This is a genomic window from Winogradskyella psychrotolerans RS-3, from assembly GCF_000427335.1.
GTDB lineage: Bacteria > Bacteroidota > Bacteroidia > Flavobacteriales > Flavobacteriaceae > Winogradskyella > Winogradskyella psychrotolerans.
In genome coordinates, this window is sequence record NZ_ATMR01000019.1 from 49,778 (window position 1) to 65,617 (window position 15,840).

Annotated in this window: 15 protein-coding genes and 1 pseudogene; 3 read left to right on the forward strand and 13 right to left on the reverse strand. The window is 29.3% G+C overall.

The features are described 5' to 3' along the window. Positions 1-65: 65 nt before the first annotated feature. From ADIWIN_RS01810 to ADIWIN_RS01845, 7 genes are all read right to left on the reverse strand, one after another. Entirely contained in the window at positions 66-1,385 is a 1,320-nt protein-coding gene (locus ADIWIN_RS01810; RefSeq protein WP_438874646.1) for an undecaprenyl-phosphate glucose phosphotransferase, read from the reverse strand. Between the two features lie 70 nt (positions 1,386-1,455). Beyond that, positions 1,456-2,586 (reverse strand): glycosyltransferase, encoded by a 1,131-nt coding sequence (locus ADIWIN_RS01815; RefSeq protein WP_020896379.1) that lies wholly within the window; start codon positions 2,584-2,586, stop codon positions 1,456-1,458. A 183-nt stretch (positions 2,587-2,769) separates the two neighbouring features. Beyond that, the gene (locus ADIWIN_RS22065; protein WP_040756257.1) at positions 2,770-3,546 is read right to left on the reverse strand and encodes an O-antigen ligase family protein; all 777 of its coding nucleotides are present in this window, start codon (positions 3,544-3,546) and stop codon (positions 2,770-2,772) included. Between the two features lie 403 nt (positions 3,547-3,949). Next, positions 3,950-4,759: a glycosyltransferase gene (locus ADIWIN_RS01830; protein WP_020896381.1), complete on the reverse strand. Its 810-nt coding sequence runs from the start codon at positions 4,757-4,759 to the stop codon at positions 3,950-3,952. Next, entirely contained in the window at positions 4,753-5,763 is a 1,011-nt protein-coding gene (locus tag ADIWIN_RS01835; protein ID WP_161624656.1) for an O-antigen ligase family protein, read from the reverse strand. Before ADIWIN_RS01835 ends, ADIWIN_RS01830 begins: the two co-directional genes overlap by 7 nt. Before the next feature lie 393 nt (positions 5,764-6,156). Further along, the gene (locus ADIWIN_RS01840; protein WP_161624657.1) at positions 6,157-6,561 is read right to left on the reverse strand and encodes a hypothetical protein; all 405 of its coding nucleotides are present in this window, start codon (positions 6,559-6,561) and stop codon (positions 6,157-6,159) included. Between the two features lie 97 nt (positions 6,562-6,658). Continuing rightward, on the reverse strand, positions 6,659-7,408 hold the full coding sequence (locus ADIWIN_RS01845; RefSeq protein ID WP_040756261.1) for a hypothetical protein: 750 nt from the start codon (positions 7,406-7,408) through the stop codon (positions 6,659-6,661). Between the two features lie 155 nt (positions 7,409-7,563). Here ADIWIN_RS01845 and ADIWIN_RS01850 point away from each other — a divergent pair, with 155 nt between their 5' ends. From ADIWIN_RS01850 to ADIWIN_RS01860, 3 genes are read left to right on the forward strand one after another with little or no spacing between them, the layout of a single operon-like run. Beyond that, positions 7,564-8,604, forward strand: a complete 1,041-nt coding sequence (locus ADIWIN_RS01850) for a nitroreductase family protein (protein ID WP_020896385.1) — start codon at positions 7,564-7,566, stop codon at positions 8,602-8,604. A 3-nt stretch (positions 8,605-8,607) separates the two neighbouring features. After that, entirely contained in the window at positions 8,608-9,039 is a 432-nt protein-coding gene (locus tag ADIWIN_RS22390) for a polysaccharide pyruvyl transferase family protein (protein WP_020896386.1), read from the forward strand. Further along, positions 8,964-9,716, forward strand: coding sequence for a polysaccharide pyruvyl transferase family protein (locus ADIWIN_RS01860; protein ID WP_040756263.1), 753 nt, complete (start codon positions 8,964-8,966; stop codon positions 9,714-9,716). The genes ADIWIN_RS22390 and ADIWIN_RS01860 overlap by 76 nt, the downstream gene beginning before the upstream one ends. A gap of 22 nt (positions 9,717-9,738) precedes the next feature. Here the strand turns inward: ADIWIN_RS01860 and rfbD are convergent, their stop codons facing one another. The 6 genes and pseudogenes from rfbD to ADIWIN_RS01890 form a co-directional block, all read right to left on the reverse strand. Further along, entirely contained in the window at positions 9,739-10,605 is an 867-nt protein-coding gene (rfbD, locus tag ADIWIN_RS01865; RefSeq protein WP_020896388.1) for a dTDP-4-dehydrorhamnose reductase, read from the reverse strand. Next, positions 10,602-11,147 carry a dTDP-4-dehydrorhamnose 3,5-epimerase gene (rfbC, locus tag ADIWIN_RS01870; protein WP_020896389.1) on the reverse strand — a complete coding sequence of 182 codons (546 nt, stop codon included), beginning with the start codon at positions 11,145-11,147 and terminating at the stop codon, positions 10,602-10,604. The genes rfbD and rfbC overlap by 4 nt, the downstream gene beginning before the upstream one ends. Before the next feature lies 1 nt (position 11,148). Continuing rightward, a complete protein-coding gene (gene rfbA, locus ADIWIN_RS01875) occupies positions 11,149-12,012 on the reverse strand; it encodes a glucose-1-phosphate thymidylyltransferase RfbA (protein WP_020896390.1) in 864 nt (287 codons plus the stop codon). Positions 12,013-12,070: 58 nt separating this feature from the next. Next, entirely contained in the window at positions 12,071-13,087 is a 1,017-nt protein-coding gene (gene rfbB, locus ADIWIN_RS01880; RefSeq protein ID WP_020896391.1) for a dTDP-glucose 4,6-dehydratase, read from the reverse strand. After that, positions 13,080-14,132 (reverse strand): hypothetical protein, encoded by a 1,053-nt coding sequence (locus ADIWIN_RS01885; RefSeq protein WP_020896392.1) that lies wholly within the window; start codon positions 14,130-14,132, stop codon positions 13,080-13,082. Before ADIWIN_RS01885 ends, rfbB begins: the two co-directional genes overlap by 8 nt. A gap of 3 nt (positions 14,133-14,135) precedes the next feature. After that, positions 14,136-15,826 (reverse strand): annotated as a pseudogene (locus ADIWIN_RS01890) (DUF6909 family protein). Positions 15,827-15,840 lie beyond the last annotated feature (14 nt).

Here is a 15,840-nt window from a genome sequence, read left to right on the forward strand (position 1 = left end):
GTGCCTTGGCGATTTTGATAGACGTTAATTTGAAAAACCTCTATTAGGTTAATGATAAATATTATTTAATAGGCTTTATCTTCTCCTTTTACAGCATTAACGAAGGTTTGAATTATAATTTTAATATCTAAAAGCAATGACCAGTTTTCAATATAAAATATATCATACTTCACTCTACCAATAATGTCTTTATCCGTCTCTACCTCACCTCTAAACCCACTAGTTTGTGCCAAACCTGTAATGCCAGGTTTAACAAAATGTCTAACCATAAATTTATCTATTTTCTTAGCGTACATTATAGTGTGACTAACCATATGGGGTCTCGGTCCTACGACAGACATATCTCCAAAAAGAACATTAAAAAACTGTGGTAATTCATCAATACTTGTTTTTCTAATAAATTTACCAACTTTAGTAACTCTTTGGTCACCTCTTGTTGCTTGGTTTGCGTGCGCATTTTTATTTGGCATCATAGACCTAAACTTAAAACAATCAAATTCTTTATAATTAAAACCATTTCTAGACTGTTTAAAAAATATAGGTCCTTTAGATTCTAACTTTATTAAGATGCCGATTATTGGGGTTAACCATGATAAAATAAAAACGATTACAAAACAAGAGAACAAAATATCAAAAACTCGTTTTATTAATGTGTTCACAGACTCTTCTAGAGGAATCGTTCTAAGTGTAAGAATAGGAATATAATCGTAATACTCATATCTTAATTTTTTTGAATAGATCTCTTTACTATCTGGAATAAACTTTAAAATTTTAAGATTATTATCTGCAAAATTTACAATATCAGCTATCTGTGTATTACTTAATTCTGATATAGAACAGTAAATCTCATCTATACCTTCTTTTATCACAAATTGAAAGCAACCTTCTAGAGAATCTGTTTTATTTTTTAAATTGAAAGTCTTTTTATGAGAATATCCATATTCTGGATTCTTATTAAAAAATTTATCTAAGGCAAGCGTCTTTTTATTAACCCCGATAATAACTGTTGTCCTAAAATTTCCACCAAACGAAATTCTATATTTCTGTAATAAGTAATATATGGTATATTTTAAAATAGTAATGAAAAGAAAACATAATAAAGCATATATAAATAATGGCTTTGGGTACATATTAAGCTCATGATACAAACCTGAAAAAGCAAAAATAACAAGCAGGAATAAAATAAATTGTTTTACAATAAGCGATAGAATGCTTATCGGTCTTGTATACCTATATACCTCATAAAAATGCGAATAAACAGATAAAAAAAACCAACTTATCGATATTAACGCCAAAAACGCAAATGGATAACTCTCTTTAAATAAATAAAAAACAGCTATTACATTAAGTATTAATAAATCTATAATGTAAGAGATAGGCCTCAAATACCCTGAATATCTTCCTTGCTTAAATAAACTCAATTTTGTGCTTTATTATTTAATAAAATTATTAATACTACTTTTTTAGATGTTCACTATAAATTTTTTCTAGCTTAAAAATATTCTTATTAATATTAAATTTACTATTAAACAGTTTTAACGAGTTTTGAGAAAACTTAACATTTATTTCATTCGTATTAATCAACTTAATTATGCCTTCAGAAAACTTAAACTTATCTTCATTTTGAATAAGGTAACCATTATAATTATTCTCTACCAAATCTCTATTTCCATCAGCATCAGTTGCCACTATAGCTTTTTTCAGAGCTAAACTTTCTATTACAGAATAGGGCAACCCTTCATATCTTGCTGTAGAAATATATAGTTGAGAGCTTTTAACAATATTAAATATATCATTTCGTGATGTCCATTCTAAAAGCGTAACATTAGTATCTAAATTTTGTTGTTTAATTATTTCTTTAACCGTGTTAAGACTTGGTGAGTGATAACCAACACCCATTAGTACAAGATGAACTTGTGGCAGCGTTTTTTTTACCTCAACCAATACATCTAGCATAAGCTCAATGTTTTTTTGGTAAGAAGGACGGCCAACAGAACAAATATAATAATCTGGCCACGTTTTTTTAATAGACAAATCTTCTATATCAGAGATTGGATTAATTGAATTATTAAATAACAATACATTCTCTTTTTTATAGCCCACCTCTTCAATGGCTCTATTTTTTTCAGAAACAGAAGATGCCAAAATTTTATTATTAAAACCTCTAAAGCATCGCTCAACAAAAAGGTATAAGCGTTGCTTAAAACTAGTTTCTGCACTTAAATAAGAATAAGCTTGAGGTGTGTGTAAGACAGGTATTTTTAATATGAAACCTACTATCTTCCCAATGATACCTCCTTTTGCACTATGAGCGTGTATAACTTGTGGTTTCTCCTTTCTTAAAATTTTTAATGTATTAAAAATGGCAGCAAAGTCTTTAAATACACTAATCTCCCTATTGATTGGTAGTTTATAATCTTTAATAGGGTTCTCAGCATTATCCAAATATGGAACTTTTGTATCATCATTACTATGAATAACAATATTTTCAAATTTAGAACTATCAATATTCGTTAAAATTAAACGTAATGAGACATCTACCCCTCCAACTGAATTAAGAATATGTGCTATTTTTATTTTATTCATTAAAGGAAAAATAATTAATTTTTAGAATAATAACGAGCCTGAATTAATAGTTAACAAATATAATTTATTTAGCTACTAAAGTAAATACTAATTAATTTAATTCCTTTTGAACTTAATTCTTCAATTTTAAATCATAAGCTTTAAGAAAAGTACCTATTATTTTAATGAAGGGTTATTGTGATTTTATACTTTAGAGGAAATCATTGTAGAAAAAACTAATGTTAGAGCAAACAACTCTCCTCCCATTTGTCTCGTTAAAACGTTCTCTACTGAACAAAAAAGAATTAGAGATAACAGCAAAATAAAAGAATAATAACTTTTGTAATCTAGCTTGAGCCAAAGCACAAAAAAGATGATAAACATTAAAAACATCAAAACACCAGAGCTTAACAAGAAATTGATAAATTGATTATGAGTATTAAATTTACTTCTTACAAAAAAATCTTGTTGCTTTTCATCTGCAAAATCTAACCTGTTTACATAGCAGTTTTCTAATTCGTTGTTAATGTTAACGAAGCCGCTCCCTGCAAAATAACTTTTATTCTGAAAAAAAATATCATTTGCACAGCTCCATATAAAATATCTAGGCTCAAACTTAATCATCTGTTCAAGACTATAGTTAGTATTAGATATGAAAAAACGCTTTTTTAAACTTGGGTTAATAGAAAACATAACAACGCTAAAAAAGCAAAGTGTAATGATTATCAATCCTGCTTTTTTTCTGTTTTTAGTATAACAGAAATAAGCTAAAACTCCTATAATAATTGAAATCAACGAAATTCTTGCGGAAATAATTAATAAAAAGATTAGAAATAATAGGGCTAGAATATAATATAGAATTTTTGCTTTAGAAACTTGAGTCGCAACATACAAACACATACAAAAGCTTAATACATATACATACCCAATATATGGTCTATCTCCTAACAAAATTGATGATACATGATCACCTACTGTCATATTAAACTGCCCTGATAATTTGTAGTGAATAACTAAATTTATAGCAGATATAATAAGTAAAGCTAATGATCCGTAAATAAATGAAAGAATTGGAACTAGCTTATTCTTAATTGGTATAGATGAGATTAAAATAAGTACGACTAACCATAAATTATTGACATATTTAAAATCTTCCCACCGCTTAAATATAACTAACTGAATCGTTAATAAAAAAATAAAAGGTATAGGGTGTAGAATCTCTTATCTAAAATTTTTTTCCAATTTTGTTTTTGAACTACGAAAGGAAATAAAGCGATTAAGACTATTAATATTATATTAGGAATTGCTTCACCTAAATCTGTAAAAGGAACTACAGCACAAAAAAGCGAAAAAACAGTTAGATAGATATATTCAAGATTCTTTTTCAATTTTTATTAATAATTTTTTTTATATAAGTTGTAAAATCTCTCGGTGCTAGTAACAGGATATAATTTCTAATTAGACCATAAATAGGATAAAATCCGAAATAAAAATGTGATTTTAAAATACTAATTCTAGCTTTAACTTGCTCTACTCGTCTTGTACTAGAAAGTGAGTTTGGGTCCACTACGTAATCTAATAAAACCTCAGGCATATTCGCTACTTTAAATTTTTTAATCACATTAAAGAAAAAGGCAAAATCCTCACCATTTCTATGATATTTTTCGGGAAACAATCCTACGTCTTTTAAAATATCTACATAGTAAATAACACTTGAATTTACGAAAGTACTATTCAAATGTATCTTTTTAATTATTGAGTCGTAGGTCGTTGGGTGCTTTAACACAAAAAGTAATTTCCCATTTGTGTCAACCATATTAACAAAAGTCCCTACTAACTTAATTTCGGGATGTTCTCTAAGGTAAGTGATTTGCTTTGAATACTTATCAGTATGATTTGTATCCCCACAGTCTAATCGTCCTGTAAACTCATAATTCATTTTTAGGATGGCTTCAAGTCCATGATTAGTAGCCATACCAACTCCCATGTTTTTAGGCAATATTTCTAAAAAGATATCACCTCCTTTATATTTTTCTTTTAAAGAAGCTAAGTTTGGTTTTTCTATACTACCATCATCAACAATTAAAATATCTACTTCAATTGACTCATTAATAGACAATATAGAGGCATTTAAACCTTCTAAATTATTATAATGACATATAAGAATAATTAATTTGTTCTGATTATTTACCATTTTACATTATTTCCTAAATTACCAATTCTCCTTAAACATATAAGCATAGCTAACCCTAGCCAAAATATATATATTCTAAATGAATCTATTTGTAGCCACATCAAAAGAGTTCCGAAAAAAACGACATAAAGTGTTATACCAATATAATTATAACCTTCATTAGAATTAAGGAATTTATAAGTATAATAAAAGATTAACGATAGAAACATTATAAAAAATATAAAACCAATAATTCCGGTTTCAGCAAGTATCCTTATATAGAGATTATACCCAGGAGGAAAGGATTTAACTTCTTCATTTAAATAGTACGCCTTAAATTCATAATTACCTTTTGTGGCCCACTCCGGATATAATTCTTTCGATTCAAATGCCTGCTGTCCCCAACCTATACCTGTAATTGGATATTTTTTAAAAACCTGAAAATTCGCATACTGTATTCCAAACCTTGATTGATTAGATCTAGCATTGTCAGATTTTGTATCTGTAAAATTTAAAGATTCAATTCTTTCATTAATCGTATCATATATAATATCTCCTTTGAGCATTAATACCACAGGGAGAATGCACACTAAAAGAATGACTATTTTTCTAAAAATATTTCTAAATAGGTAATAATTCTTATATGAAAAATACCCTAAAAATATAAGCTGTAAAAACACAGTTACTAAAGCTGTGCGTGATTTAGAAACAACACTTAAAAAAATCACAAGTAAAAAAGGAATAAACCTATACCATTTCTTATTTGTAAGGATATAACTAAATATAAAACCTGATATACTTATTACGTATATACCTAAATCTGGAGGCCTCCAAGCTGTAGCATTAACTCTTTTTAATTCAAAATATAAAGTAGGTCTTGTAAATGGTAAATAATCAAATAATTGATAAACCCCTATGAGCTGAGTAACGCCCGAATAAATTAGAAACTGAATAAGCCCAACAATAAAAACCACGATAAGACTCCAGAACATCGTCTTTCTTACAATAAAGAATGTTTTTATCACCCCCAAATTGATACAAACATTATAAAATAAGTAAAACAGCATAAAATATGCGAGTATTACAGAAATCAATTGTTTTAGATAACGAACCCAACCAGATGTATACTTAAAATAGTATTCTGATATATTAAAAAAATTAAAAAAGGCAGCAACCACTATAAAAATAAAAAATATGAAGAATGCCTGATAAATGGGATGTGTAAATGGTAAGGATATTTTAAACCTCAACAAATCATGAATGAATAATACTATAAACGCTATAAGAAAAAATATTGGAGCCGAGTCGGAACTATATTCCCCCAAAAAGCTCATAAAACCAGGTACTTCAGAATTAAATGGCAGAAAAAATATTCCTAATAAAAAATAAAAATATAGGTTTTTTTTATTAAATCCATATTAAAAAATTTTTCTATAATATATATAATTCATCAAATTGGCTGTTATAAAGGCAAATAACAAAGTTAATACAAACCCCATGTCATTAAACAAAGTAATTAATACAACTCCGAATATAATCATAGAAATCGCTCCAAATAGATGTGAATAAAACAATGGATAAGTAACTTCTTTAGCCTTTAAAGCAATCGAAATTGGTTTCGTAGACATCGCAATCAATTGAGCGAACCAAACGATTAAAATATAGGCTATACCTTCACCATATTTGTCTTGATATAAAAAACAGTACACGATATACATTACAGGAATTGAAACAATATAGATAAGCACTAAGGGTTTGGTATAGCGCTTATAGAAATCTTTCATAACAACTGGAATCAAATTTTCAGATTCTAATGCTTTCATGGAAAAGGTAGGTGTCAAAAAATTATCCATTCCTATCAATAAAATTGTAAAAACGCCAAATAGATTTTGAATAATTCTCAATTTACTTATTGCAAAATCAGATACGCCAAAAGCTTTGCCAAAAAATATAAATACCCTGTGTATAAACCCAAAAAGAAACAGCACCTGCCAGAATCCATTTGGCATATTTAAAGTGGGTGAAAAATACGGAAGTATAAAAATCCTTATTAAAAATACTTAAAACGGATAATTCTTTTTTAATATCCGTTTTATAATATATAATAATTACAAAAAATAGACTTGCAAGTAAATAAGCAACCCAATAAACTACCAAGATTAGATTTAAACTTAAGGCATCTTTATAGACATATATACCACTGAAAAAAACGATATTCATCAGCAATGAACTAACAGGCGCAAACCCCGTAGAAATTACTTTATTTGAAAAAATAAATCTTTTAAAAATCTCTACTAATGTCAATCCAAAATTCATCAGTAAGAAATTCAATAAAAAAATCTGAGTTACCTGAATTCTTAAAAAGAAAAAAGATATTATTGAAAATACGATATTGAAAATTGTGAAACAGATAATATTAACACTCAAATAGTTATATTTTTCACTATCCCATTTCTTAATACCAAAAACCAGTATCGGTGCAGAAAAAACTGTAGTCAGTATTATATTTATAAGTGTAGAATAACTGTACAGAACTACAAATTCACTAAAAACAGTTTCATTTAAAACTGTTGATAATACGAGAACAGAACCAAAGTTCATTAAAGAGGTTAATACTTGGTCAGTTAAAATAAAATATTTATTATTAAAAAAATTACTACGGAAATTCATGTAATATTATAGTATAAACTCTTTTACTAATTGCCGAAAGTAGTTAATAAATGTTGTAGCCGAAAATAATAATGAAAATTGTAGATTTAAAAACTTGAAGCATAAAAAATAATGATACTTTTGGAGATAATTTAATGTATTAATTTAATAATTACATGAAATTTTTCATAAAGAAAATTTTTAAAGAAAATAAAAAATCCAAAATTTACCAGATCAGTTCTTGGGTTTACAAACGCTATTTTCCTTATGTCAATGTTGTAACAAACATGTTTTATGACACCTTTTTTTATTCTAAACACTCAAACGTATTTAAGGTTAACACATTAAATAAAATTGAAGCTAAAATAATCTTAGACTACCATTCAATAGAAAAAGGACTCTTATTTTCTCAAACAAAATATGGCTTTGCTAAAGATAAAATAAAAAGACTTAACAAGTATCTAAAAAACCAAAAAGTACTCACTAATTCTAATAAGTCTCAAATAAGCGTAGCATACAGTGTTATGTGCGAATATTACGAACTGCACAAAAAAAACAATTTTGATATCTCTTCTTTTTATGCTGAAGAAGATTATCTTTTCTATAAAAATCATTTAAATAGCGCATACAATAAGACCTTTAGTGGAGTTATTGAATATACAAAAAATGATTTTTTTGATCATACTTTTTCTTCATTTGATAAATTTTCAGACTCTAGAAAAAGTGTTAGAAACTTTACGGGTAATTTAATAGACGACTCTACAATTGAGAAAGCAATAATGCTTTCTAAAAATGCACCTTCTGTATGCAATAGACAACCGTCCAAAGCCTATTATTTAAAAGACAAATCAAAAATTGATAAAGTTTTAGAATTACAAGCAGGACTAAATGGTTTTACCCAAAACATTAACCAACTACTTATTATTACCACTGACGTTAATTATTATTATTCGATTGGAGAACGTTATCAATTTTATATAGACGGAGGAGTTTATCTCATGAACCTCTTATATTCATTACACTTTTATAATATTGCTGCCTGTCCTGCAAACTGGGCAAAAGAAAAAGACGACGAAAAAAGAATTAAACAAATACTCGATATTAATAGTTCTGAAAAAGTTATATGTTTAATTGCCATTGGGGAGGCAGATGAAAACTTTAAAACAACATTATCCAAAAGGAGAGATTTAGATGAAGTTTTAACCATAATCAAATAATTAATGACAAAATTAAAAATTGGAATTTTAACGCTTCCTATAAACAATAATTATGGAGGAATTATTCAATTAGCTGCATTATATAACTTTATTGAGTCCAATGGATTTGAAGCTGTTTGGATAGATAAGAAACACCCAGAAAGCGTCGTTAAATCTTGGCTAAAAAAGCTTATTGAAATTAATCCATTACATCATATTTACGATCCTAAAAACTTTAAAACAATAAAGCTTTTTCGTAAACAAGTATCCCCTTTTTTTAAAGACTATTTAAGTGTAAAAACTAAGACGACTTGCACTTCTGAGCATTTAAAAGAAGTGACAAAAGATTTAGATTGTATTATTGTAGGTAGTGATCAAGTTTGGAGGTTAGAATATATAAAAGAGAACTACCCTACTTATTTTTTAGATTTTGTTTCTTCAAAAACAAAAAAATAGCCTACGCAGCTTCATTTGGAAAGGATTTTTGGGAAGGAAAAACAGAGTCCATTTCAAAAATTCAATCATTAATCCAAACGTTTGATTTAGTATCTACTCGAGAGGAAGATGGTTTAAGAATTTGTAAAGAAAGTTTTAACTACGACAAAGCTGTTCATACCCTTGATCCTTCATTTTTACCAGATGTAAGCTTCTATGAGAAAATGATTAAAGGCCTCGATTTTTCTCGTAAAATTGAGTTATTCAATTACGTATTAGATGCTTCAGAAAAAAGTGCGTCAATTGTTGATGAAATTTCTGAACGAATGAATCTAAAAATAGATAAGATTTATTTGAATGCTAATAGCTCATTAAAGAGCTCTAATTTAATAGAAAACTGGTTAGCTCATTTTTACTACTCAGATTTTATAATTACCGATTCTTTTCACGGTTTAGTATTTTCAATAATTTTTAATAAACAATTTATCATTATAGGGAACAAATCTCGAGGATTAAGCAGGTTTAATTCACTTTTAAAGTTACTTGATCTAGAAAATAGAATTATTGATATTGACCAATTTAAAACAGAAGATGTCGCTATTTTAAATGAAAAAATCGATTATTTAGAAGTAAATAAAAAGCTCAATATGCAAAAAGAAATTTCTAAAACTTATCTATTAAATGCAATAAGAGGTTAAAAGTTAGTCTTAAAATTAAATTTTAAGATTCACTTTTAATACAATTGACCATAGCGATTGCTAAGCTAGATTTCCAATTTGGTATTTTAGAATCTAAAATTTGGCTTATCTTTTCGGTATTCATTATACTATACTTTGGTCGTACAGCTGGTGTTGGGTAATCTTTAGTTTCAATTTTATTAAGTTTTATTGAGCTATTACTTAAACTAAATATTTCTTTTGCAAAATCGTACCAACTAACCACACCTTCGTTACTGTAATGATAAATGCCGTAACTTGTATTTCTAGACGCAATAATTTGTAAGGTAGCATCGGCTAAATCCATAGCATATGTTGGACTTCCTATTTGGTCACCTACTACGCCTATTTCATCACGTTCATTAGCTAACCTTAACATAGTTTTTAAAAAATTATGACCATATTCCGAGTACAACCACGACGTTCTAATTATAAAATACCTTTGTAATGTTTTAGCGATAACCTGTTCTCCAGCCAATTTCGTTTTTCCATAAACACCTAATGGATTAGTAATATCATCCTCTAAGTAAGGTGCTGTCCTTTCACCATCAAACACAAAGTCTGTAGAAATATGAATTAAAATGACCTCAAACTTTTTACAAGCTTCAGCTATATTTTGAGCACCTAAGTGATTGACCTTATCTGCTAATTCTGTTGCTTCTTCAGCTTTATCTACAGCCGTGTAAGCCGCACAATTAATACAATAATCAAAGGAATGTGCACTAAACACGTCTTCCACTTTAACTTTGTTAGTTATATCTAAATCAGATGACGATTTAAAAACAAATTGAATATTAGGATGTTTAACCACCAAACTTTGAAAGCATTGCCCTAATTGACCGTCTTTCGCAGTCACAAGTACATGAATCATAATTTAGCGTCTTTTAAGGTAGGTAATGTGAGGTCTTTTTCTGACAGTATAAAATCTGTACTAGGCAGTTGCCAATTAATGTTTAAATCTTCATCGTTATATATGATGCCAGCTTCTGATGCTTTATTGTAATAATTATCACATTTATAACTAAAAATGGTTTCATCTTCTAAAACAATAAAACCATGCCCAAAACCTTTCGGTACAAATAATTGAGTTTTATTACTTTCCGAGAGCTCAATGGAAACATGTTCCCCAAATGTTTTGGAGCCTTCTCTAAGATCTACCACAATATCTAGTACAGCACCTTTCACAACTCTTACTAACTTGGCTTGCGCATACTCGCCTAATTGATAATGCAGGCCTCTAAGCACTCCTTTTGAAGATTTCGACTCATTATCTTGAACAAAATTAATATCCAAGCCTAGTGCCTTATTAAGAGCTTTTTGGTTGTAGTTTTCAACAAAATAACCGCGTTTATCGGAGAACACTTGAGGTTCTATTATAAAACAGCCTTTTAATTTAGTTTCTTTTACAATCATTTTATTCCAATACTAAGCTTAATAAATGTTTACCATAACCGCTTTTAGTTAATGGCTTTACTATTTTTATAAATTGTTTCTTATCGATATAACCCATTCTATATGCAGCTTCTTCTAACGAACCAATTTTTAATCCTTGACGCTCTTCTATAACTTGAACAAATTGTGAAGCTTGCATTAACGATTTAAAAGTACCCGTATCTAACCAAGCCGTCCCTTTATCTAGTACGCTAACTTTTAACTTCCCTTGATTGAGATAATGCTTATTTACATCTGTAATCTCTAGCTCTCCGCGTTTACTTGGTTTAATGTTTTTTGCTATTTCAACCACTGAATTATCGTAAAAATAAATACCAGGAACCGCATAATTCGATTTTGGTTTTTTCGGTTTCTCTTCAATAGAAACAGCAACGTCATTTTCATCAAACTCTACAACACCATAGCGCTCTGGATCATGAACATGATAAGCGTAAATAATTCCTCCATCGGGATCATTATTTTGTTGCAACAGATCAGCTAAACCTGTTCCGTAAAAAATATTGTCACCAAGAATCAGTGCAACTTTATCATCACCAATAAACTCTTCACCAATAATAAAGGCTTCTGCGAGTCCATTTGGAGATTCTTGCACGGCATACTCAAAATTACAGCCATACGATTTTCCATCGCCTAAAAGCTTTTTAAATAAAGGCAAGTCTTGAGGTGTTGAAATAATTAAGATATCATTAATACCAGACCACATCAACGTAGAAATAGGGTAATAAATCATCGGTTTATCGTAAATAGGCATCAATTGCTTACTTACGGCTAAGGTTAATGGATGTAACCTTGTACCAGATCCTCCTGCTAAAACGATTCCTTTCATGTTAAGAATTTTTTAATTGAGCTAAGCTGAATTTAAACGGCATATAGAGTTCTCATTACTATTTATACTTCCTTAAATACCACTCTATGGTTTTAATAATTCCTGTTTCAAAGTTTTCATCTGCTTTCCATTCCAATTCATTTTCAATCTTAGAAGCATCAATGGCATATCTAAAATCATGTCCTGGTCGGTCTGTTACAAAAGAAATTTGCTCAGAATATGAATTATCCTTTGGTATTAAGTCATCTAAAATATCACAAATTTTATGTACTATATATAAATTGTCGCGTTCGTTATTTCCGCCTATATTGTAAGTTTCACCTGCTTTACCGTTTTGAAAAGCCAAGTTAATACCTTTACAATGGTCTTCAACATACAACCAATCTCTAATGTTTTTACCATCACCATAAATTGGTATAGGTTCATTATTTAAAGCTTTTCTAATAATAGTAGGAATTAGTTTTTCGTCGTGCTGTTTAGGCCCATAATTATTACTACAATTGGTGGTAACCACATTCATTCCATAGGTATGAAAATAACTCCTTACAATAAAATCAGAAGATGCTTTTGAAGCACTGTAAGGGCTATTAGGTGCATAAGGAGTTTCTTCTGTAAACAATCCTGTATCTCCTAATGTGCCGTATACTTCATCTGTAGATATGTGATGAAATCTATTATTCTCACAACTTTCTTTAAAAGCAAAAGGAGAATCCATCCAATGATTCTTAGCTATATTTAGTAAATTAAATGTCCCATAAACATTAGTGTTAATAAAGGCATCTGGATGCTTAATGGAGTTATCAACATGCGATTCTGCAGCAAAGTGAATAACGTCAGAAAAATTATAGGTTTCAAATAGCTCACCTATAAGTTCAGTATCGCAAATATCCCCTTTAATAAATGTGTAATTAGCATTGTTCTCAAGTTCCGTTAAATTAGAAAGCTCACCTGCATAAGTGAGCTTATCTAAATTAACGACTTTAATATTCTTATACTTTTCTAAAAAATAGACAATAAAATTAGAACCGATAAAACCTGCTCCACCTGTAACTAGTATCGATTTGGTTTTACTCATAATCTTTAATATAATTAAATGCTTTAATAGCCAAAAAGCTTATGATAAAAAGTATTAGGGCTATAATTGGAAATATAATAAAATAGCGTTGCGTTACACTTTTATCTTCAGTACCAAGTTTATCAAAAGATGAAACAATATCAAAATAAGTGTTTTTTTCTAGAACACTCTTATTTACATAATTTAAGCTTCTTCTAATTTGTAGTTCTTCTAAAAATAAATCATACTCTTTTGTTACTGATTTTTCTTCCACAACAGGAAGGCCTGTATTTAATCCGAATGATAGATCCCTATTTTTTGATTCATTCTTTAAAACTTCTAAATATGTTTTTTGAATACTATCTAGACGTGATAACTCTGTTATTAATGACTGGCGCTCAATAGAAATCACAGTATCTCTAATTCGTTTTTGATGTTTAGAAAAATCATTCTCAAACGTCTTCCTAAAACCTTCGTTGAGTTTTATAAAAACATCTTGTTTACTCGATTTTGCTGTGATAGTATAAATACTACCGGATAATAAATCTCGATTGTTAACGTATTCCTTGTAATTTAATTGATCAACCAATGATGTATCAATAGACTTTACATATTCACCATATTCTATAAACAAATCATTTTGAGTTACCGGACCAGCTTCTAATTCAAACCCCCTTAACTTGTTAGCAGATGAACTATCAATCTCAAAGATATTCGATAATTCACCAGCATTGTTTGACTTAACTAATGCATTAAAATAGTCAATGTCATTAACTAATTGGTATTTTGAATCAAAGTGTGCTTCAACAACCATTTTAGAAAAATAAATTGGCTTAGTTGATTTTTCATAAATAAAACCTAAAACAGCCAAAATTATAAAAATCGCGGCGGTAAATTTGAAATATACAATTAGTGGTTTTATTATATAAATTATCACAGAGAAAATGCCTTTAAATATACTCCCTATAAAAGCAAAAAATTTCTCAAATAATCTACCAATTGCATTAAATAACTGACCTAAATCAACCTCTTCATTTTGAGGTTGCTGTGGTAATTTCTCACTCATGTGTTATGAATTAAATATTTGTTCTAGAATTTTTTTGTAATAACGTATGTTGGCTTAACACCAGAAGTTCCTAAACCTCCAGAGGCTAAAGTACCGCCTGTTTCTAAAGGATTATCACTAGCATAGTAGGCGTACCTTACTTTAACATCTTCATTTATACTACCTCTAACTCTAGATGCTGCTTGAATGGCTTTTTGATAATGTGCTCCCTCCATCTCTAAACCAATGACGTTCCATGTTGATTTTTTAAAGAATTTTAAAATCTCTTTATTTTGAAGAGATGTACCTAAAACAGTTACCATTGTGCCTTCATAAACAGAAACACCACAGTCTAATAAATCTTTTTTACTCAACTCGTTTTTAAACGGGTAGTTATCTGCTGTACCTTCAAAAATATGCGCTGTTGGTATCATTACATCTCCTTTACCGCCTTCTAGGATACCTGCTTTACCCATAATTGAAATAGACTTTACATCCAAATGAATCGCCTTATCATCTACATGTATAGGCTTTAAAAGCTCATCTAAAGTTTCATAAGCCTGTTCTCCAAAGGCATAATCCATTACAAAAATCACGGCTTTCTTCTCTTTAACTTCTTCAAGATATTTAAATTCAGTTTTAGAAAAATCGATTTTAGCAGTATCGAAAATCTGAATATCTATATTCGTTCCTGAAGTATCATCTATTTGAATCATGCCATTTTGCAGCGCTAGTTTTTCCACTTTATTGCGGAGGTCCGAGTTCTTAGAATTACTTAAAGTCTCGTAAGTTTGAAAAATATCTTTTTTAGCATCTGCACCTTTAAGCGCTCCTTTAGCAAATAAAGAATTCATAACACTATGCATATTGGCACTAATAATATGAATTGGTCGCTCTAACAAGCCATTTTTATGCAACTCAGCCTTTATAGTATCTGCCCATATTTCTCCATGAATATGATGACCTAGACGTTCTCTTAAAACAGGACTAAATGTTATAGTACGTTTAGAATTATTAATTGTTTCTTCTATAGCTAGTTTCCCCAACCAATATACAATGTGTAATAAGCGTTCTGGTTGATCTTCCGTAGCAAATTTTGGATACGCTTCAGTAAGTTCGTTAAATGTTCTTCCTAGGATATTTGCAGTATGCGTAATAGCAATTTCACGTTCTTTCTGCGTTAATTTCTTTGTAGAAAGTACAGCATTCTCTAATTTTTGCCAATCTCTAACTGTTGAACCATCTTCATCTATAATAACGCGTTTGCTGATTTTATGAGACTCAACAAATAAAAAAGTTAGGTGCGTTAATATATCGTAAATCTCAGAGCGCCCTCTTGTAATTTCAATATTCATTTGCTCATCATCAATACGATAACAATTACGTCTTCGTTTTGGTGGGATTATGGCTTTAAAGTGTGAATTTCCGTAACCTTCATCACTAGTAAGGTTTATAAACGTACATTCTTCAATGCCTTGTGGTAAACGATCTACCACATAAAGTAAACCTTCTAATTCTGCTTTTTCTTCACCAATAGAACCATAGATTTCTGGTCGTAACAACAATAATGCTTCACGCAAGGTTTCACCAGAAATTCCCATAGGTTTATAAAACCCACGATTAAACAGGTGTCTCATCGTAATATACATGCGTTCTATAGCACTAGAACTCTCTTGAGCTCTAGTTCTTCCTTGTTTCTTTTTATTTGTAATCATAATCTTAATTTGAC

What these genes read in the sequence shown, in the direction of transcription:
- ADIWIN_RS01885 (WP_020896392.1), bottom strand. Translation starts at nt 14,132, where the DNA reads ATGAGTGAGAAATTACCACAGCAACCTCAAAATGAAGAGGTTGATTTA.
- ADIWIN_RS22390 (WP_020896386.1), top strand. Translation starts at nt 8,608, where the DNA reads ATGACAAAATTAAAAATTGGAATTTTAACGCTTCCTATAAACAATAAT.
- ADIWIN_RS01815 (WP_020896379.1), bottom strand. Translation starts at nt 2,586, where the DNA reads ATGAATAAAATAAAAATAGCACATATTCTTAATTCAGTTGGAGGGGTA.
- ADIWIN_RS01830 (WP_020896381.1), bottom strand. Translation starts at nt 4,759, where the DNA reads ATGGTAAATAATCAGAACAAATTAATTATTCTTATATGTCATTATAAT.
- rfbA (WP_020896390.1), bottom strand. Translation starts at nt 12,012, where the DNA reads ATGAAAGGAATCGTTTTAGCAGGAGGATCTGGTACAAGGTTACATCCA.
- ADIWIN_RS01850 (WP_020896385.1), top strand. Translation starts at nt 7,564, where the DNA reads ATGAAATTTTTCATAAAGAAAATTTTTAAAGAAAATAAAAAATCCAAA.
- rfbB (WP_020896391.1), bottom strand. Translation starts at nt 13,087, where the DNA reads ATGAGTAAAACCAAATCGATACTAGTTACAGGTGGAGCAGGTTTTATC.
- ADIWIN_RS01840 (WP_161624657.1), bottom strand. Translation starts at nt 6,561, where the DNA reads ATGAAAGCATTAGAATCTGAAAATTTGATTCCAGTTGTTATGAAAGAT.
- rfbC (WP_020896389.1), bottom strand. Translation starts at nt 11,147, where the DNA reads ATGATTGTAAAAGAAACTAAATTAAAAGGCTGTTTTATAATAGAACCT.
- ADIWIN_RS01845 (WP_040756261.1), bottom strand. Translation starts at nt 7,408, where the DNA reads ATGAATTTCCGTAGTAATTTTTTTAATAATAAATATTTTATTTTAACT.
- ADIWIN_RS22065 (WP_040756257.1), bottom strand. Translation starts at nt 3,546, where the DNA reads ATGACAGTAGGTGATCATGTATCATCAATTTTGTTAGGAGATAGACCA.
- rfbD (WP_020896388.1), bottom strand. Translation starts at nt 10,605, where the DNA reads ATGATTCATGTACTTGTGACTGCGAAAGACGGTCAATTAGGGCAATGC.